The following is a 19981-nucleotide window of genomic DNA, read 5'->3' on the forward strand; positions in this document are numbered from 1 at the left end:
AGTATGCATGAAGGAGGAATTTACGATGCAGATTTCAAGTAGATTTACTCTGGCAGTACACATTTTTGCCTGTATCGATGTGTTTGGAAAAGATCATAAGGTCACAAGCAGTTTAATTGCGGAGAGTACCAATGTAAATCCGGTGATTATCCGGAAGATTCTTCTGCAGCTGAAGGCGGCGGGGCTTGTAAATGTGGCACGGGGTTCAGGAGGAACAACGGTTGCCAAACCATTAAGTGAAATCACATTTCTCGATATTTACCGTGCAGTGGAGTGTATTGAAAATGGAGAACTGTTCCACTTTCATGAGAATCCAAATGCCGACTGTCCTGTCGGGAGAAATATTCACAGAATACTGGATGATAAGCTGGAACGTGTGCAAACCGCAATGGAAAGAGAACTTGCATCCATCACTTTGGAGGATGTCAGACGGGATACGGAGAACTATATCTCCACAGGAGCCGTTGCAGACTAGATGAAAGAACATCTATGGAGCAATGGCTCCATTTTTACACCAATCTGTTTTTAAAGAGCAAATGAAAAGGAGAAAGAACGTGGAAGCGAAAGAAATCATCAAAAAAGACATGGAAGCCCTGTACCTTGGTAATCTGAATACAGTAGAGTTTAATCTGAATCTTCCCAAAAAGGGAAAGTATGGGTCAGAAATTATCTGGAAATCAGGACACGAGCGCTTCCTGGATTCTGAAGGAAATGTAAAAAGACCTCCGTACGGGACGGGAGACCGGACGATCTCACTATGGGCAACATTTTGTGCCGGCGGTGTTACAGAGGAGAAAGAGTATAAAGTCTGTATTCTGGAAGAGAAGCCTCAAATAGTGGTTGAAAGTGTAGAAGAACCGGAGCTAGATGCACAGGCGGGGGTACAGGTTTATCTTCCGTATGTGGCTGTGATTCATACCAGAGACGGGAAGACACTGGTACACCGGATAAACTGGAAAGAGGGTGCGCAAAGAGTATATGAACGGGTCGGAAACTTTCGGGAGGAAGGCATGCTGGACGGCCTGGACTTTCCGGTTTTCTGCAAAGTGACAGTCAAAAAAGAGATTCAGAAAGCGGAAAAGAACACAGAACCGCTGATTGGCTATTTTGACCATGGAGAAGCAGTCCTGGAGGAGGGAAGCAGATTTTATACAGCACAGGAGGAGATGCAGGAATTTCTGCTTCAGATGGATGATGACAGAATGCTTTATAATTTCAGGGAGGCCAGCGGGCTGGATGTGAAAGGAGCAGAGCCGATGACCGGATGGGACGCGCCGGAATGTCATCTCAAAGGGCATACAAGCGGTCATTATCTGTCAGCGCTTGCGCTTTGCTATAAGGCAGGCGGAAACAAAACGATTAAAGAAAAAGCATGTTATATGATTGAGGAACTTGGCAAATGTCAGGATGCTTTTGAAAAAATACCGGGAATCCGGAAAGGATTTTTAAGCGGGTACCCGGAAGATCAGTTTGATAAGCTGGAGGAATACACCCCGTATCCTGAGATATGGGCTCCTTATTATACACTTCACAAGATTTTTGCGGGTCTTCTGGACTGTTATGAGTTTGCCGGAATTGACCAGGCACTTGAAATTGCCGTAAAACTTGGTGAGTGGGTATATCGCCGTCTTTCGGGGCTTCCGAGGGAAAAGCGGATGAAGATGTGGGGAATGTACATTGCGGGTGAATATGGTGGAATGAATGACGTCATGGCCAGACTGTACCGGATTACCGGAAAGAAAGAATTCCTGGAGACCGCCGGATATTTTGATAACGAAAAGCTGTTTCTGCCAATGGAAAAAGGGATTGATGCGCTGGAAAACCTGCATGCGAATCAGCATATTCCTCAGGTGATAGGGGCAATGGAAATATTCCGTGCCTCCGGAGAAAAGCGGTATTATGACATTGCTTCCTATTTCTGGAAAGCGGTAACAGAGTCGCACTTATATACGATCGGAGGAACCGGAGAAAATGAGATGTTTCATGGTCCGGGGTGCATCGGGAATCTCCTGACAAAGCATACAGCGGAAAGCTGTGCATCCTATAATATGCTGAAGCTCACAAAAGAGCTGTACAGGTATGAGAATAAAAAGGAAATGATGGATTATTATGAGAGGACAATGACCAATCATATTCTTGGAGGCAGAGAACATGGTGCAACGGGAGAAACGGTATACTTTATGCCGCTGGCTCCGGGATTCCGTAAAGAATTTGAGCATGAGAATTCCTGCTGCCATGGAACGGGAATGGAGAGTCATTTCAAATATGCCGATATGATTTACGCATATCAGGGAGAGAAACTGTTTGTCAATCTGTTTGTAAAATCCAGGCTGGAATGGAAAGAGGCCGGAATCACCATCCGTCAGAAAACAGAGATGGAAGCTCCGGAATCGGTTATTCTGGAAGTGGAAAGCAAGAGAGAATTCCCGATGTATATCCGGATTCCAAAATGGAGCCGGGAAGGAAGAAAAATCTGGATGGATAGTGTGGAACAGAATGGATGGACCGAAGCGGATGGATATATCCAGATGGATGTGCCGGAAGGCAGGCATGAAATCCGCTGCCTGTTCCCGTGCGGATTTTATCTGGAAAAGACCCCGGACCGTCCGGAACTTCATACCCTGCTGTACGGACCATATGTCCTGGCGGCCTTGAGCGGTGACCAGAATTTTCTGGAACTGGATCTTGACGGTCAAAAGGCAGCTGATGAAGTACGCAAAACAGGGCTGGAATTTCAGTATCGGGATCTGACCTGGAAACCGCTGTTTGATATTGAGGAAGAAGCATTTCAGGTGTACTGGAAGGAGAAGTAACAAGGCAGCAATGTATGCAGTGAAAATTCCGGAGATGAACTTCGGGATTTTCCTGTTTATAGAAGAAATTGTTCAAAGAATTTACAACTATTGGGGAAAACACCCGTCAGGAATTGACATATTGCACAAAAAATGATACGCTATATCCAACCTATAATATAGCTTATGGCACCGGGAGGTAATATGAATCTGATTTTTGAACTGGGGCGGGCGCAAAGGCTGAGAGAAGATATCGAAAAGATGATTATTGTAGAAAAAAGAGAAATTACAGCCTATAAAAGCCTGGAAGGAAAGAAAAAGGACGGGCATGTATGTGCAATTGATGGACAATGGAAAGACTATGTAATGGGAACGGCGTGGAATCAGGTGGATGCCCACCGGTGGTTCCGTACAACAATTACGATCCCGGAATCTATGGACGGGAAGCATGTGGAGTTCCTGATTACAACAGGACGGGAAGGTGAATGGGATGCAACGAATCCGCAGATGATTTTCTATCTGGACGGACAGTTGATTCAGGGGATTGATGTGAATCATCGGGAAGTGACAATCTCAGGAAAGGCAAAGGCCGGTGACTCTTATGAAATTGCGGTTCTTGCCTATAGCGGGATGGTAGAAGGGGATCTTGTGATTCATACATACCTTATTGCAGTAGATGACCGGGTACAGAAACTGTATTATGATTTGCTGATTCCTCTTCAGAGTGCCTATGTATTGAAAAAGGCGGACGAAGAAAACTACAGAAGAGTACTTCAAAGTATGGCACCGGCGCTGGATGCACTTGATTTGCGGGATGCATACTCGGAGAAATTTTACAGTTCGATTGAAAAGGCTGAACAGATTTTAAAAGAAGCTTTCTATAGTGAAGAACGGGAGTGTCCGACAGTCAGCGCCATCGGGCATACACATATTGATATTGCATGGCTCTGGACGGTGGAGCAGACAAGGGAGAAAGTACTTCGCAGCTTTTCTACTGTACTTCGTCTCATGGAGCAGTATCCGGACTATAAATTCATGTCCAGTCAGCCGATTCTCTATCAGTTTGTAAAAGAGCAGGAGCCGGAAATGTATGAGAAAATCAAAGAACGGATCCGGGAAGGCAGATGGGAAGTAGACGGAGCCATGTGGCTGGAAGCAGACTGCAATCTGGCGGGAGGAGAATCACTTGTCAGACAGATCATCAAGGGGCATCGTTTCTTTCTGGAGGAGTTTGGAAAAGAAAGTAAATCTTTGTGGCTCCCTGATGTTTTCGGTTATTCTGCCGCACTGCCGCAGATTCTGAAAAAATCCGGAATTCCATATTTCATGACAACGAAAATCGCATGGAATCAGTACGACCAGCTTCCGAATGATACATTTATATGGAAGGGAATCGATGGATCGGAAGTCTTTGCATTTATGCCGACAACAACGGATTATGATAAGGATCAGGGACTGAATATTTCTTTCTCTGATACAAGAAATACAACGACCTATACAGGAATCGTAAACCCGAATATGGCGCTTGGAACATTTAAACGGTTCCAGAACCGTGATCTGACAGAAGATACTTTGATGCTCTTTGGATTCGGCGATGGAGGCGGCGGTCCGACCAAAGAAATGCTGGAGAGTGCCGAAAGGCTGAAATACGGAATACCGGGAATTCCGAAAATCCGTCAGGAATTTGAACAGGATTATTTTGACCGGACATATGAAAAGATCCATGATCTTCCGGACATGCCGACCTGGGATGGAGAACTGTATTTCGAATACCACAGGGGAACTCTGACTTCCATGGCAAGAAACAAGCGGAGTAACAGAAAGAACGAGATTCTGTACACGCAGATGGAGACGGCCTCCTGTATGGCCGGTATAGAAAAAGATGAACAGCTTCAAAATGTGCTGGACAAGGGCTGGGATATTCTTCTCATCAACCAGTTCCATGATATTGTACCGGGTTCCAGTATCAAACCGGTGTACGAACAGACAGATAAAGAGTATCATGAAATTGAAGAGGCGGGAAAAGAGGAATTGAATCGGGTTGTATCCGCGGCTGTCGGCAGGCTTTCAATGGAAAAAGAAGGCGTCGTAGTGATGAATACCCAGGGATATGAGAGAGATGATCTCGTAGTGCTGGATGATGGAACAGAAATCCCGAGACTTGTAGATGAAGACGGAAGAAATGTGCCTGCGCAAAAAACGGCAGATGGCAGATATCTGCTCTATGTAAGCCATATTCCGCCGCTTGGATATAAAAAATTATATGAAACAGAGGAATTACTCGAAGAAAGTACCGGAAAAGAATGGGATTACACATTTGAGAATCCATTTATCAAGGTCTGCTTTAATGAGAAGATGGAAATTACGTCGCTCTATGAAAAAGGAGCAGAAAAAGAGCTGATTCAGGAAGGCAGGTGCGGTAACGTTCTACGGACATATGAAGACCGTCCGATGCAGTGGGATAACTGGGACATTGACGTGTTTTATCAGAGAAAGCCGTATGAGGCAGACTGGTATTCCCCGGCAAGAGTCGTTGAGAATGGAGAAGTCCGCATGGTGGTGGAATTTGAATGCGGATTCCTTGACTCGACAGTGACACAGCAGGTATGTCTGTATCACCAGATTCCACGGATTGATTTCCGGACGAAAGCAGACTGGAAAACGCATCATGTGATTTTGAAAACACATTTTCCGGTAGATGTCAATACGACAAGAGCGTCATATGAAATCCAGTTTGGAAATGTGGAACGTGAGACGACAAACAACTACAGCTGGGATACGGCGAAATTTGAATCGTGTGGACACAAGTGGGCGGATCTTTCAGAAAACAGTTCCGGAATCAGTCTGCTCAATGACTGTAAGTATGGATATGGAATCAAAAAAGGTGATATGAGTCTGACTCTGATCAAATCCGGAACCTATCCGAACGAAGATGCTGATATCGGAGAGCATGAATTTACCTATTCCATCTATCCGCATGCGGGAAGATGGCAGGAAGCGAAAACCGTAGAGATGGCATACAACCTGAATGTGCCGATGCTGGCAAAGAGAACCGGAAGGCAGGAGGGCTGCGGCGGAGAATACGAAAGCTTTCTGAAATGCAGTCAGGAGAGCTGTTTTGTGGAAGTCATCAAAAAAGCAGAAGATGGAAACGGCGTGATTGTCAGAATGTACGAGAATAAAAATAATCGCGTCAGAGCACAGATTCAGACAGCATATCCGATTGCACATGTATATGAATGTAATCTTCTGGAAGAAAATGAAGAAGAACTTACGGCCGGCAAAAACTGTTTTGAGACCGTATTTAAACCATATGAGATTAAGACATTCCGGCTGATCTTTGAATAAATGGAACCGGGGAAAAGGAGAAAAAATGATCAAGGATTATACACAGACGTGGGGAGTAAGCGGACTGGAAAAAAATGTGTCCGACCTGATTATCAGGGAAGTCATGGATTATGCGGACGAAATTACAAGAGACGCAATGGGGAATCTGATTGTTTTAAAGCGGGGAAGCGGAGCTGACAAGAAAAAAATCATGTGTGCGGCACATATGGATGAGATCGGCCTCTGTGTAGTGAAGATTCTAGACAACGGACTTCTGAAAGTGAAGCAGATCGGAGGGGTGTCCGCACTGTGCTCCTTCATGAACAGAGTACGTTTTGAAAACGGAACTGTTGGAACAGTCGGAGTAACGGATCCGATAGATACCGTTAAGCCGAAAGAGATTGACAAACTTTATATTGATATCGGAGCGATGTCAAAGGAAGAGGCCGGAAAGTATGTCAAACCGGGCGACTGCGCGGTATTCTGCGGAGATTATGCAGAACTTGCGGGACGCAATGTGATGTCCAAAGCCTTTGATGACCGGATTGCATGCTATATTCAGACTGAAGCGTTGAAGAGAATCAAAAACTGTTATCATGATCTCTATTTTGTATACACTGTACAGGAGGAGGTCGGACTGTTCGGTTCTACAACTTCGGCAGAAACAGTAAAACCGGATCTTGGAATCGCTGTTGATATTACCGGATCTTTTGATGTCCCGGGTGATGAAAATGGGAATCCGGTACTCGGAAAAGGGGCAGCGATCAAAATCAATGACAGCAGTGTCATCTGCGACTGTGAGATGACCAAAGGGCTGATCGACTGCGCCGAAAGAAACCGGATTCCGTATCAGCGGGACGCACTTGTGGCAGGAGGTACTGATGCAGGGGCAATCAATAAGTCAGGAGGCGGTGTGAAAGTACTTGGGATTTCGATTCCGACCAGGTATGGTCATACACCGAACAGTATTGTCAATCTGGATGATGTGGAAGCATGTATCCGGCTGATGGAATGTTATCTTCAGGAGGAAATTCCGATTATCACACAGGAAAAAATCAAGTAAGGAGGAGAATGAGAGGATGAAACGATCAAAAATCAATCAGTGTATTAAAGACATGGAAGCATTGATCAAAGAGCATGGATTTGAGCTTCCGCCATTTTGTCACTGGACACCGGAAGACTGGCGGGAAAAAGGACATGAGTATGATGAGATCCGTGACAACATGCTTGGATGGGATATTACGGACTACGGGCTGGGAGATTTTGACAAGGTCGGATTTTCTTTGATTACAATCCGGAACGGAAACCAGAATAATCCGAAATATAAAAAAGTCTATGCGGAAAAACTGCTGATGCTGAAAGAAGGACAGCATTCCCCGATGCATTTCCACTGGAAAAAATCGGAGGACATCATTAACCGGGGCGGCGGAACTCTGATCATCCATCTGTATAATGATGATGGAGAAGGAGGGCTTGCGGATACTGATGTGACAGTAAATTCGGACGGAAGGTCATATCAGGTAAAAGCCGGAACGGGAGTCAGGCTGCAGCCGGGAGAGAGTATTACACTCTGGCCGCATCAGTATCACGATTTTGATGTAGAACCGGGAACCGGTGATGTGCTGATCGGGGAAGTTTCCATGTGCAACGATGACAATGTAGATAACCGTTTCTATGAAGAGGTCGGAAGATTTCCGGAAATTGAAGAGGATGAAGCACCATACCGTCTGCTCTGCAATGAATATCCGGAAGCAGAGGAGTAAGGAAGAATCATGGAGCAGAAAAGAGGAGATGAAATCATGGATTATACAAGATTAAGGGAAAAAATCCGGGAAATGCAGGATGAGATTATCGGAGGAATTCAGGACTGTATCCGGATTGACAGCGTAGGCGGTGAGCCGGAAGAAGGTGCACCATATGGAAAAGGCCCGAAAGAAGCGCTGGATTTTGCGTTGCAGCTGGGGAAAAAATTAGGATTTCGTACGGGCAATGTGGATAACAAGGCCGGTTACGTAGAGATGGGAGAAGGGGATGAGATGATTGCGGTTCTCGGACATCTGGACGTAGTACCGGTGGGTGATGACTGGAAATACCCTCCATTTGGAGCTGAGATCCATGATGGAATCCTTTACGGAAGAGGTGTGGCTGATGATAAAGGGCCGACGATCGGCGCTATCTATGCAATGAAAGCCATTCAGGATCTGAACCTTCCGCTGGACCGCAGAGTACGTGTGATCTTCGGAACGAATGAAGAGCGTGGATGTGACTGCATCAAACATTATGTTGAAGCCGGGGAAGAACATCCGGTGCTGGGAATCACTCCGGATGCGGAATATCCGCTTATCTTTTTTGAAAAGGGAATGACAACCGTGATCGGAGGGAAAAAACACCCGGAACAGGGAGAAATCCGTGTCCTTGAGTTCCGGGGCGGAACTGCCGGAAATATTGTGCCGCTTCATTGCAGACTTGTTCTGGAAGGAGAGCATGAGCTTGCAGATGACAGTGTTACAGTAAGCATCCGGGATGGAAATACGGTAATTGAGGCAGAAGGAGTCAGCGCGCATGGCAGCAGACCGGAACTCGGAGAAAACGCGGTTGTGAAGCTTCTTCTTGCAGTCCGGGGAATGGGAATCGGTGGAGACTTCCAGAAAATGGCTGATTTTGTATGCCAGAAAATCGGAAAGGAAACAAATGGGGAAACACTGGGAATCTGTTTCCGGGATGAGGAAACCGGTGAGACAACTGTCAATCTCGGTGTAATCGAATATACAGAGGAGGAAATGAATCTGAATCTGGATATCCGTTATCCGAAAAACGGTGATGCGGATGTGGTATATCATCAGCTGCATTCGGCGCTTTCCTCCTATGGAATGGAGATTCTTTTACACAGAACAACTGATATGCTCTATGTTCCGAAAGATTCTGAACTTGTCCGGAAACTGATGGAAGTATACCAGGAGGGAACCGGCGAAGATCCTGAACCAAAGGCAATCGGAGGAGGAACGTATGCCAAAATGTTTAAAAACATGGTGGCATTCGGACCGATGTTTCCGGGAGAACCGGATGTAGCCCACCAGCCAAATGAGCAGATGCCGGTTGAAAATCTTATGAAATCTATTGAGCTGACAGCGGCAGCCATGGCGGAACTTGCAAAAAAATAATACGAAATAATCCGGACGGGAATGTGCTTCCCGTCCTTTTTTTATGAAAAAGTATACGTAAATTTTACATTGAATAACAGAAATTTTACGAAAATAAGAAAGAAAAACAGTCCGGTTTGCGCTGAAAAACCGCGGAAATAAAGGGAAAAGAAAAGGAAACAAGAGGGAAAAAATCTTTAACGACCATTTAACAAAAATTCCATCAAACATTAATGATGAATCAATATAATTTCTCGTGTTGTGAAAGAAATAAGGGAAAAAGAGAATAAAACTTCAGAAAGGGAGGAAAAAGCCGTGTCAGAAATTACATTGAGAAATGTATGCAAATCCTATGACAAAGAGCATTACGCGGTAAAGGATTTTAATCTGGAAATCCATGATAACGAATTTGTCATCTTTGTCGGACCGTCCGGCTGCGGGAAATCGACTACACTTCGTATGATTGCGGGACTGGAGGAAATTACGAGCGGAGAACTCTGGATTGACAAGCAGCTCTGTAATTATGTGGAACCGAAGGACAGAGACCTGTCCATGGTTTTCCAGAACTATGCGTTATATCCACAGATGACAGTCTATGATAATATGGCCTTTGCGCTGCAGATCCGGAAGGTTCCGAAAAATGAAATTGATCAGAAAGTGCATGAGGCTGCGGCCATTCTTGGCATTGAATCTCTTTTAAAAAGAAGACCGGGACAGCTTTCGGGAGGACAGAAACAGCGGGTTGCCATTGGAAGCGCGATTATGAGAAAACCAAAGGCATTTCTGATGGATGAACCATTGTCCAACCTGGATGCAAAGCTGAGAGCCCAGATGAGAGTAGAGCTTGCGGATTTACATAAACGGCTTGGGACAACGATCATTTATGTTACGCATGACCAGACCGAGGCCATGACACTTGGAACAAGAATTGTTGTCATGAAAGACGGATTTATTCGTCAGGCGGATGCGCCGAGAACAATTTATGAAGATCCGGCGGATCTGTTTGTTGCCGGATTTATCGGATCCCCGTCCATGAACTTCATGGAGGGTACAATCCGGAAAAACGGAAGCGGTGTAGATTTTGTGCTGGCATCCGGACAGAAACTGGAGGTTCCGCAGACGAAGGCGGCTCTGCTGGCAGGACAGTATGCAGACAAGAAGGTAATTCTTGGAATCCGTCCGGAACATTTTTCAGAAGAAGTCAAGGAGGAACACGCAAACCTGAATCCTTCCAGATGCAGGCTGACCGGAAAAGTCGTAGTAAAAGAAATGCTCGGATCAGAGTCCATCTTCTACCTGAAAGAACAAAGGGCGGGCGAATATGCGGCACGGCTTACGGTAGATACAAAGGGAGCTCCGGGAGATGAAATGACCTTATATGTGGACATGAACCGGGTGCATTTCTTTGATGCAGATACAGAGAAAAATATTTTTTATCATGGAGGTAAGCAATGAAACAGTTGATGGAGAAAACGAAGGGCAGAAATGCTTATTTCTATTTGATTCCCTGCTTTCTGGTGTTTGCGGTTTTCCTGTTTTATCCTTTTGTGAAAACGATCTACCTGAGTCTGTTTTTGACAGACAAGCTGGGACAGGCAAAGGTGTTTGTGGGACTGGACAATTACGTGGATCTGCTCACGTCAGAATCATTTTATAACAGTCTTTTAGTAACCGTGATTTTTGTTGTAATCGTTGTAATCGGCAGCATGCTGATTGGTCTGATCGGGGCGGTGCTCTGCAGCAAGGCCTTTCCGGGAATCAGGGTGTTCAGCACATCCTATGCACTCCCGATGGCGATTGCGTCCAGTGGAGCCGCAATGATTTTCAAGATTATTCTGAACCCGACAATCGGTATTCTGAACAAACTGACCGGACTGGATATCAACTGGATCGCAGATCCGAAATATGCGCTGATCTGTGTGGCGGTTCTTACAGCATGGCTGAACAGCGGGATCAATTTCCTGTATTTTTCGGCAGGACTTGGAAACATTGACGAGTCCATTTATGAGCGTGCTTCTGTAGACGGAGCGAACGGAATTCAAAAATTCTTCCGTCTGACGCTTCCGGGATTAAGCCCGATTATGTTCTATACACTTGTAGTCAATATCATCCAGGCATTCCAGTCCTTCGGACAGATTAAGATCCTGACGGCCGGAGGACCGGGAGAGTCCACGAATGTAATTGTATATTCAATTTACAGGGACGCGTTTTTTAACTACAAATTTGGAAGTGCGGCGGCACAGTCCGTTGTACTGTTCCTGATCATCATGGTACTGACACTTGTGATGTTCAAGATTGAAAAGAAAGGAGTCAAATATTAAGATGGCTGGAATGAATAGTGCGATTTCAATAGAGCTTGATTCTTATAATGCAGAGGAAGTGGAGAAACTTCACAGACTGATGAACGCCCGCGCCTTGAGGAAAAAGAGAATCCGTAAAACGGTGCTGGTTGCTGTAAATATCATTTTTGCCCTGTTTATGCTGTTCCCGCTTTTATACTCTGTCAGCGTATCTATTATGCCGGGAGATGAGCTTTTTACGATGGATCTGAACATTATTCCATCACATCCGACATTTGAAAATTATATCAGGGCATTCACACAGGTGCCGCTTGTACAGTTTATCCTGAATTCTTTCCTTGTAGCAGGATGCATTACAATCGGACAGATTATTACCTGTTCTCTTGCGGCTTTTGCGTTCTCCTTTTTGGAGTTCAAAGGGAAAAACTTTCTGTTCATGCTTGTCATGGCTACCATGATGGTTCCGGGAGAGGCGGTTATCATCTCCAACTATCTGACGGTCAGCAGCATGGGAATTCTGGATACTTATCTGGTTCTGATTCTTCCATCGCTGACATCCGCAATGGGAATCTTCCTCTTCCGCCAGTTCTATATGACATTCCCGATCTCTCTTTATGAGTCGGCGAAACTGGACGGATGCGGAAACCTGAGATTTATTGTAAAGATCCTGATTCCGCTTACAAAATCTGCAATCGGGGCAATGGCAGTGTATACATTCATCAATGCATGGAATATGTATATGTGGCCGCTTCTTGTAACGGGATCTGAAGAAATGCGGACCGTACAGATCGGTATCAGTATGCTGAACAGTGTAGATGCCCAGTCTATTACGCTGATGATGGCGGGCGTTGTGGCAATTATCATTCCGTCCATGGTGATTTTCATCGTAGGACAGAAACAGCTGATCAGCGGAATGTTTTCAGGTGCAGTCAAAGGTTAGACTGGTCTGTTTACATATATCAACATGAAGGCAGACGCTGGATGAACCCGGAAAGGGCACCGGCGGAAAAAGAAAAGGAGAAAATATCTATGAAAAAACGAGTAATCGCAGCGATGCTCGCTGCTCTGATGGTTGTTTCTACCCTTGCTGGCTGTGGAAGCGGGAAAAGTGCTTCTGAGATGAACGGGCAGAATTCAGAAGGGGAAGAAAGCACCGGGTCCGGAGTGATCACTGACAATTTTAAAAACGTTGACACAAATGGAACAACGATTACATTCTGGCATTCCATGGGCGGTGTTAACGGAGAAGCCATGGATTACCTGGTAAACAAATTTAATGAAGAAAATGAAGATGGTATCACAGTAGAAGCTGTATACCAGGGCGAATATGATGATACGATCAACAAGCTGAAAAGTGCTCAGATCGGAAACATGGGAGCGGATCTTGTACAGATCTACGATCTGGGAACCCGTTTCATGATCGATTCAGGATGGATCATTCCGATGCAGGAAATGATCGATGCGGACGGATATGATATGTCGGAGCTCGAACCGAATGTAGCCGCATATTATACAACAGAGGACGGAACGATGTACTCCATGCCGTTCAATTCTTCCACACCGCTTCTGTACTACAACAAAGATATGTTTGATGCTGCGGGTATCACAGATATTCCGACCAGCCTTCCGGAGATCGCAGAAGTAGGTGACGCATTGAAAGAGAAGGGTAGAGCTCAGGAAGTATTTGCAATCAGCATTTACGGCTGGTATTTCGAACAGTTCCTCTGCAAACAGGCTCTGAATATGGTAAATAACGGAAACGGACGTGAAAAAGCAGCTACCAAAGTGGAGTTTGATGAAAACGGCGGCGGTCTGAACATCTTAAATGCATGGTATGATCTTTTTGAAAAAGGTTATGCTCCGAACGTCGGACGTTCCGGAAGTGATACTGCGACAACAGACTTTACATCCGGAAAAGCAGCTATGATGGTTGGATCAAGTGCTTCCCTGAAACAGGTTCTGGAAGACAGCGGCGGAAAATTTGAAGTAGGAACCGCATACTATCCGGCAGTCAGCTCAGATGACAAAGGCGGAGTTTCTATCGGAGGCGCATCTCTGTGGGCACTGAACAATGAAGACGAGACAAAGGCGGCAGCAACATGGAAATTTGTTAAATTCCTGATTTCTCCGGAATCCCAGGCATACTGGAACGCACAGACAGGATACTTCCCGATTGTTACAGGAGCACAGGAGGAGCAGACGTTCAAGGATAACATTGCCAAATATCCGCAGTTCCAGACAGCTCTCGATCAGCTGCATGATTCCACACCGGAATCCGCAGGAGCACTCCTCAGTGTATTCCCGGAATCCCGCCAGATTGTTGAGACTCAGATCGAAAATATGCTGAACGGAGATGTAACGCCGGAAGAGGCAGTGGATAACATGGCAAAGGAGATCAATGATACGATTGAAGAATACAATCTTGTCAACGGCTAAAAAGTAAAAACGGATCAATTCTGTCCACAGTAATTGGAAAAGCGTGTCTGAAAGAGAATGAAATGATTTCCGGCACGCTTTTCTTTATCGCGAAAAATGTTATGATGATACAGGAGGTATAAGATCATGAAAGAAGTAAAGATTTTTGCGCACAGAGGGGCAAGCGGATATGCACCGGAAAATACACTTGCAGCATTTCGGCTCGCAGAGGAACAGGGTTCCGATGGGGTAGAACTGGATGTACAGCTTACAAAAGACGGGGAAGTGGTTGTCATCCACGATGAGAAAATTGACCGGACCAGCACCGGAACCGGATTTGTCAGAGACTATACATTGGAAGAGCTGAAAAAGTTCTCTTTCCACAATCATATGGAAGCGTATGAAGGAGAAACGATACCGACACTGGAGGAAGTGCTGAATCTCCTGAAACCTGGAAAAATGGAAGTGAATATTGAACTGAAAACCGGAATTTTCTGGTATCCGGAAATCGAAGAGAAGACAATGGAAATTGTAAAAAAGACGGGGATGGAGGACCGTGTCATCTATTCATCTTTCAACCACTACAGTATTCAGGAAGTTCGCCGGCTGAATCCGGAGGCTGAGACCGCGTATCTGTACGGGGACGTCATACTGGATGTGGAGAAATATGCAGCGGGAACAGGTGTACAGGGACTGCATCCTGCATTGTACCATCTGTATATGTCTGATTTCCTGAAACGCTGGAAGGAGAGCGGTCTGAAAGTACGTGTCTGGACTGTAAACAGGGAAGAGGATATGAAGCATTTTATCGAGGCAGGGCTGGAAGCCGTGATTACCAACTATCCGGATACAGCAATTGCGGTACGCAGGCAGGTGGAACATGCTGAAAAATAAGAAACTCTTTCTTCTCGATATTGACGGTACGGTCTGTATCGGACAGAGACTGATCAGCGGGACAAAAGAGTTTCTCGAGGATGTCAGGGACAATGGAGGCCAGTTTGTGTTCATCACAAACAATTCTACCAGAAGCATTGAAGATTATATCCATTCTTTTCAGAAGATGGGAATCATGACCGATTATTCCAACTTTATTACTGCGTCTTTTGCCACTGTGCAGTATCTGAAAAAGAATTATGAAGGAAAGCTGATCTATGTGATGGGAACAAAATCCCTGCTCAGAGAACTGAAACGTAACGGGATCAGGGTGACGGTAGACTGTCTGGATCCTGAGATTGCCTGTGTTCTGGTGTCTTATGATAATCAGCTGACTTACGAAAAGATTCAGGACACCTGCCAGATCCTGAGCACACGGCCGGAAGTGGGCTATATAGCCACAAATCTGGATTATGTCTGCCCGATCGAATTCGGCTATGTACCGGACTGCGGCGCCATCTGTCAGATGATAGAGCATGCGGTGAAAAGGCAGCCGGAATATATGGGGAAACCCGGGACGGCTATGGTCGAGTACTCTCTGAAACTGAATCATTTCTCAAAAGAACAGGCTTTGATTGTGGGCGACAGGCTTTATACGGACATTCTCTGCGGACACAAAACCGGAGTGGAGACTGCTCTCGTACTGACCGGAGAGACCACGCGTCAGGAAGCAGAAGCATGCGGATATGGGCCGGACTACATTTTTTCCTCAATCGACGAACTGGCAGAGGCATGGCGGGAATCATGACCTCTGCCCTTTTGTACAATTTTAATAAAAAAAAGAAATCAGTTGACGTGGAATTGGAAGAAGTATATAATGATCCCAAGGAACATGATAGGGAGAACAGTGATGGCAAAACCGATCAAAAGAGTTTCTTTACAATCAGAAATTATTAAGTACATTCAAAGCTACATAGAGGAACATGATCTGAAAGAAGGTGACAGACTTCCTTCTCAGGGACAGTTCATTGAAATGATGCAGGTCAGCAGGACAGCGCTTAGAGAGGCAGTGAAGACTCTGGAGGCGGAAGGCATTGTGGAAGTGAAGAACGGCAAAGGCATATTTGTAGGATGCCGCGGAAGGAAAGCAACGGCACTGGAGTCTTTGATCGGTTTTACAATGGAGAGAGAGTCTCTGATCGAAGCACTGGAGGCCAGAAGAGCGATGGAGACAGAACTGATGGCCATGGTAGTGCGGAATGCCACTGATCAGGAGATGGACGAACTGGGGGAGATCACGGAGGTCCTTATGAAGAAGGTACGGGCGGATGAGCGGGATACCGAAGAGGACAAGGCATTTCATGAGAAGATCTACCTGATGTGCCACAACAAAGTGTTTTATGCAGTACTGAAAGTACTGGATGAATATACGGATAAGCTCTGGCAGTTTCCGCTGGATATTGAAGACCCGTTCAAGGCAAGCATGCCGTATCATGAAATGCTCTATCAGGCGTTGAGAGAGCGTGATATCAAGAAGGCACAGAAGATTAACAACAAGCTTTTGGACTGCGTATATGATGATATTGCAATAGCACATCAGTGAATCCGCAGAACTGATGTGCATTTATTTTAAACAATCAAGCTATATTATAGCATATAGATGATACCTGGCAGAATATAGTCTACAAATAACAAAAGGAAAGAGGAAGGAAAGCGATGAAAGAGAAAACAGGTATGATACTCGCACATGCCGGGGAGGAATACGATCAGTATTTTAATGCGATCGTTCCGCCGGTTTTTATGAATTCATTAAATATTTTTCCCACAGTGGACGAGTACTATGACTCGGATAAGCGGGATAAACACACGTACTGTTATGGACGTGTCCAGAACCCGACTGTAAGAATTCTCGAAGAAAAGATTACCGAACTTGAAAAAGGAGTAGAAAGCTACGTGTTTTCATCCGGAATGGCGGCAGCGACAGCGGCGGTTCTTACTGCATGTTCCTGCGGCGGACATGTAGTCTGCATCCGCACTGCCTATGGCCCGCTGAAAGATTTTCTTCAGAATTACTGCAGAGAGCATATGAATGTCCGGACGACTTTTATTGACGGGGATGATCCGAAAGAGATTGAAGAGGTTCTGGAGGATGATACACAGCTGCTGGTGCTGGAGAGTCCCTCCTCTGTTGTATTTCGAGTTCAGGATATAAAAAAGGCGGCTGAAGCGGCTCATGCAAAAGGAGCCCTTGTATATATCGATAATACATTCTGCACACCGATTTACCAGAATCCGCTGGAACTGGGAGCTGACTTTGTAATGCATACCGCATCCAAGTATCTGGGAGGACACAGTGATATTATCGGAGGATCCCTGACGGTAAAAGATCCGGAACTGGGAAAACGGGTAAGGACAATCCGGGAACAGATCGGAAGTATTATAGGACCGATGGAAGGCTGGCTGATGATGAGGGGGCTGCGTACTCTGGAAGTGAGGGTAAAGGAACACGGAAAGACAGCACTTGCTGTGGCGCAGTATCTGGAACAGCATCCCAAAGTAAAGAAGGTACACTATACCGGACTTGCATCCCATCCACAGCACGAACTGATCGAAAGACAGCAGTCAGGACATACCGGACTATTGAGCTTTGAACTGGACAGTACAACGCAGGAGGCAAAAGAATTCTGCCAGGCGCTTCGGATTTTTAAAATCGGAGTATCCTGGGGAGGATTCGAAAGTCTGGTGATGATGCCTTACGCGAGGGAAGATGAAGAAACCTGTAAGAAGATGGGAGCCGGACAAAACGTAATCCGCATCCACTGCGGATTGGAAGGGACAGAAAATCTGATTGAAGATCTGGAACAGGCTTTCCAGCAGGTTTTCTGATAGAGAGGAGAAGACATGCCGATCATATTTCATAAAAACACAAAAGAGTTTCATCTTTATAATGATGAGATCAGTTATATTTTCTGCATCTTAAGAAACGGACAGCCGGGACAGATTTATTATGGAGAGAGAATCAAAGACCGGGAAAGCTTCCAGCATCTGATTGAGTATTCCCTGCGTGATATGGCGCCTTGTACTTATGAGGGTGACCGGACATTCTCCATGGAATATCTGAAACAGGAATATCCTTCCTACGGCCACGGGGATATGAGAGAACCTGCCTATGAGATTCTGCAGGAAGACGGAAGCCGTATTACAGAATTTACGTTTGAAGACTATGTGATTCTGAAAGGGAAGAGGAAACTCGAAGGGCTGCCGGCTGTTTATACAGAATCCGATGAGGAGGCAGAAACATTGGAGATCTACCTGAGAGACCGGGTGATGAATACAAAGATAATTCTCTCCTACACGATTTTTGAGAATCTGCCGGTAATTATCAGAAATACAAGATTTGTCCATGAGGGAGAGAGCAGCATTGTGCTGGAGCGTGCCATGAGCCTGAATCTGGATCTGCCGGACGACAGATATGAGATGGTCGAGCTGACCGGGGCATGGGCAAGAGAACGTTATGTGAAAACAGCACCTCTCCACGAGGGAATTCAGGCTATTTACAGTATGCGCGGGCACAGCAGCCACCAGTTCAATCCATTTTTTGCACTGAAGCGGCCGGAGACGACAGAGGATGCCGGAGAAGCAATCGGGATCAGCCTGGTTTACAGCGGAAATTTCCTGGGACAGACAGCAGTGGATACATTTGGAGTGGCAAGAGCCATGATCGGGATTCATCCGGAAGGATTTTCCTGGACACTGAAAAAGGACGAAACTTTCCAGACTCCGGAGGCGGTACTCGTTTATTCCGGAGAGGGACTCGGAAAGATGAGCAGGACATTTCACCGGCTTTATCGCAAACGTCTTGCAAGAGGATACTGGAGAGATCGTGTCCGACCGGTGGTAATCAACAACTGGGAAGCCACCTTTATGGATTTTACAGAAGATAAAATTCTGAAATTCGCGGAAACAGCCCGGAAACTCGGGGTTGAGATGATGGTGCTTGATGACGGCTGGTTTGGACATAGAGATGACGATACTTCGTCTCTCGGGGACTGGTATCCTGATCCGAAGAAACTGCCGCAGGGAATCCGCGGACTGGCAGAAAAGATTGAAAACATGGGAATGAAATTCGGGCTTTGGATTGAGCCTGAAATGGTAAATAAAGACAGCAGACTTTATGAGGAACATCCGGACTGGGTGATCAACGTACCGTATCGGGATGCATGCCACGGGAGAAACCAGTTTGTGCTGGACTTTTCGAAAGAGGAAGTGGTGGATTATATCGGTGACCAGATTTCCGGAATTTTGCGGAATGCGCCTGTATCGTATATCAAATGGGACATGAACCGAAGTATCTCGGAGGCATTCTCGCAGGGAAGAAAAGCAGAGGAGCAGGGAAAACTGTTCCACCGGCATATTCTCGGCGTCTACCGCCTGTATGAACGTCTTACATCTGAATTCCCGGAGGTGTTGTTTGAATCCTGCGCGAGCGGCGGGGCCAGATTTGATCCTGGAATGCTTTACTATGCACCGCAGTGCTGGACGTCGGATAATACGGATGCGGTAGAACGGCTTCGGATTCAGTACGGAACTTCTTTTGTATACCCGCTGAGTTCCATGGGATGCCATGTATCGGAGGCCCCGAATCAGCAGACATTTCGAAACACGCCGCTTTCCACAAGAGCGGAGACGGCATACTTTGGATGTTTCGGTTATGAAATGGATCTGGATACTCTGACAGAAGAAGAAAAAGAAGAAGTCAAAGAGCAGATTCAATATTATAAACGAATCCGGAAACTGATTATGGAGGGAACATTTTACCGGTTAATCAGTCCGTTTGAAGGAGACGAGGCGGCATGGATAGTCGTGTCAGAAGATAAAAGACATGCGCTGGCGGGATATTACCGTATGAGGCAGCCTGCCAATGCGCCGTTGAAACGGCTGACTTTGAAAGGTCTGGACGAAAACCTCTGTTACAAGATAAAGGAAACAGGCCTGGAAGCATGCGGAGATGAGTTGATGCGGGCAGGAATGGCAGTCTCGGATTATGCAAGCGGTATCCGCGAGAAAAAAGAGAGACAGGGAGATTATCAGTCACGGCTTTTTGAACTGACAGCACAGTCATAAGGAAGGGAAT

At 45.8% G+C, this 19981-nt stretch carries 15 protein-coding genes; all 15 read left to right on the top strand.

Features of this window, described 5'->3' with window-relative positions; translation table 11 throughout:
• Positions 1 to 25: 25 nt before the first annotated feature.
• The 15 genes from H6A32_RS07280 to H6A32_RS07350 all read left to right on the top strand — a co-directional run bounded on the left by H6A32_RS07280 (position 26) and on the right by H6A32_RS07350 (position 19971).
• Complete coding sequence (locus H6A32_RS07280; RefSeq protein ID WP_138372632.1) at positions 26 to 475, top strand: Rrf2 family transcriptional regulator; 450 nt, start codon at positions 26 to 28, stop codon at positions 473 to 475.
• A 79-nt stretch (positions 476 to 554) separates the two neighbouring features.
• Entirely contained in the window at positions 555 to 2813 is a 2259-nt protein-coding gene (locus tag H6A32_RS07285) for a beta-L-arabinofuranosidase domain-containing protein (protein WP_204864019.1), read from the top strand.
• 183 nt (positions 2814 to 2996) lie between these two features.
• Complete coding sequence (locus tag H6A32_RS07290; protein WP_204864020.1) at positions 2997 to 6140, top strand: alpha-mannosidase; 3144 nt, start codon at positions 2997 to 2999, stop codon at positions 6138 to 6140.
• A 25-nt stretch (positions 6141 to 6165) separates the two neighbouring features.
• On the top strand, positions 6166 to 7182 hold the full coding sequence (locus tag H6A32_RS07295; RefSeq protein ID WP_087251816.1) for a M42 family metallopeptidase: 1017 nt from the start codon (positions 6166 to 6168) through the stop codon (positions 7180 to 7182).
• A 16-nt stretch (positions 7183 to 7198) separates the two neighbouring features.
• Entirely contained in the window at positions 7199 to 7882 is a 684-nt protein-coding gene (locus H6A32_RS07300; RefSeq protein ID WP_087166657.1) for a D-lyxose/D-mannose family sugar isomerase, read from the top strand.
• A gap of 9 nt (positions 7883 to 7891) precedes the next feature.
• Positions 7892 to 9280 (top strand): dipeptidase PepV, encoded by a 1389-nt coding sequence (gene pepV, locus H6A32_RS07305; protein WP_243424872.1) that lies wholly within the window; start codon positions 7892 to 7894, stop codon positions 9278 to 9280.
• Positions 9281 to 9574: 294 nt separating this feature from the next.
• On the top strand, positions 9575 to 10714 hold the full coding sequence (locus tag H6A32_RS07310) for a sn-glycerol-3-phosphate ABC transporter ATP-binding protein UgpC (RefSeq protein ID WP_204864021.1): 1140 nt from the start codon (positions 9575 to 9577) through the stop codon (positions 10712 to 10714).
• A complete protein-coding gene (locus tag H6A32_RS07315; protein ID WP_087166659.1) occupies positions 10711 to 11580 on the top strand; it encodes a carbohydrate ABC transporter permease in 870 nt (289 codons plus the stop codon). Before H6A32_RS07310 ends, H6A32_RS07315 begins: the two co-directional genes overlap by 4 nt.
• Before the next feature lie 157 nt (positions 11581 to 11737).
• Positions 11738 to 12499 (top strand): carbohydrate ABC transporter permease, encoded by a 762-nt coding sequence (locus H6A32_RS07320; RefSeq protein ID WP_430749577.1) that lies wholly within the window; start codon positions 11738 to 11740, stop codon positions 12497 to 12499.
• 89 nt (positions 12500 to 12588) lie between these two features.
• Complete coding sequence (locus tag H6A32_RS07325; RefSeq protein WP_204864022.1) at positions 12589 to 13995, top strand: ABC transporter substrate-binding protein; 1407 nt, start codon at positions 12589 to 12591, stop codon at positions 13993 to 13995.
• A 126-nt stretch (positions 13996 to 14121) separates the two neighbouring features.
• Entirely contained in the window at positions 14122 to 14868 is a 747-nt protein-coding gene (locus H6A32_RS07330; protein ID WP_087166660.1) for a glycerophosphodiester phosphodiesterase, read from the top strand.
• Positions 14855 to 15655: an HAD-IIA family hydrolase gene (locus H6A32_RS07335; protein ID WP_087166661.1), complete on the top strand. Its 801-nt coding sequence runs from the start codon at positions 14855 to 14857 to the stop codon at positions 15653 to 15655. The genes H6A32_RS07330 and H6A32_RS07335 overlap by 14 nt, the downstream gene beginning before the upstream one ends.
• Before the next feature lie 102 nt (positions 15656 to 15757).
• Positions 15758 to 16450 carry a FadR/GntR family transcriptional regulator gene (locus H6A32_RS07340; RefSeq protein WP_087166662.1) on the top strand — a complete coding sequence of 231 codons (693 nt, stop codon included), beginning with the start codon at positions 15758 to 15760 and terminating at the stop codon, positions 16448 to 16450.
• A 113-nt stretch (positions 16451 to 16563) separates the two neighbouring features.
• Entirely contained in the window at positions 16564 to 17733 is a 1170-nt protein-coding gene (locus tag H6A32_RS07345; RefSeq protein WP_087166663.1) for a trans-sulfuration enzyme family protein, read from the top strand.
• A 15-nt stretch (positions 17734 to 17748) separates the two neighbouring features.
• Positions 17749 to 19971, top strand: coding sequence for an alpha-galactosidase (locus tag H6A32_RS07350; protein WP_204864023.1), 2223 nt, complete (start codon positions 17749 to 17751; stop codon positions 19969 to 19971).
• Positions 19972 to 19981: the final 10 nt, after the last annotated feature.

The organism is Drancourtella massiliensis, from assembly GCF_016900655.1.
GTDB lineage: Bacteria > Bacillota > Clostridia > Lachnospirales > Lachnospiraceae > Sellimonas > Sellimonas catena.

What these genes read in the sequence shown, in the direction of transcription:
- H6A32_RS07280 (WP_138372632.1), top strand. Translation starts at nt 26, where the DNA reads ATGCAGATTTCAAGTAGATTTACTCTGGCAGTACACATTTTTGCCTGT.
- H6A32_RS07290 (WP_204864020.1), top strand. Translation starts at nt 2,997, where the DNA reads ATGAATCTGATTTTTGAACTGGGGCGGGCGCAAAGGCTGAGAGAAGAT.
- H6A32_RS07295 (WP_087251816.1), top strand. Translation starts at nt 6,166, where the DNA reads ATGATCAAGGATTATACACAGACGTGGGGAGTAAGCGGACTGGAAAAA.
- H6A32_RS07300 (WP_087166657.1), top strand. Translation starts at nt 7,199, where the DNA reads ATGAAACGATCAAAAATCAATCAGTGTATTAAAGACATGGAAGCATTG.
- pepV (WP_243424872.1), top strand. Translation starts at nt 7,892, where the DNA reads ATGGAGCAGAAAAGAGGAGATGAAATCATGGATTATACAAGATTAAGG.
- H6A32_RS07315 (WP_087166659.1), top strand. Translation starts at nt 10,711, where the DNA reads ATGAAACAGTTGATGGAGAAAACGAAGGGCAGAAATGCTTATTTCTAT.
- H6A32_RS07320 (WP_430749577.1), top strand. Translation starts at nt 11,738, where the DNA reads ATGCTGTTCCCGCTTTTATACTCTGTCAGCGTATCTATTATGCCGGGA.
- H6A32_RS07325 (WP_204864022.1), top strand. Translation starts at nt 12,589, where the DNA reads ATGAAAAAACGAGTAATCGCAGCGATGCTCGCTGCTCTGATGGTTGTT.
- H6A32_RS07330 (WP_087166660.1), top strand. Translation starts at nt 14,122, where the DNA reads ATGAAAGAAGTAAAGATTTTTGCGCACAGAGGGGCAAGCGGATATGCA.
- H6A32_RS07335 (WP_087166661.1), top strand. Translation starts at nt 14,855, where the DNA reads ATGCTGAAAAATAAGAAACTCTTTCTTCTCGATATTGACGGTACGGTC.
- H6A32_RS07340 (WP_087166662.1), top strand. Translation starts at nt 15,758, where the DNA reads ATGGCAAAACCGATCAAAAGAGTTTCTTTACAATCAGAAATTATTAAG.
- H6A32_RS07345 (WP_087166663.1), top strand. Translation starts at nt 16,564, where the DNA reads ATGAAAGAGAAAACAGGTATGATACTCGCACATGCCGGGGAGGAATAC.
- H6A32_RS07350 (WP_204864023.1), top strand. Translation starts at nt 17,749, where the DNA reads ATGCCGATCATATTTCATAAAAACACAAAAGAGTTTCATCTTTATAAT.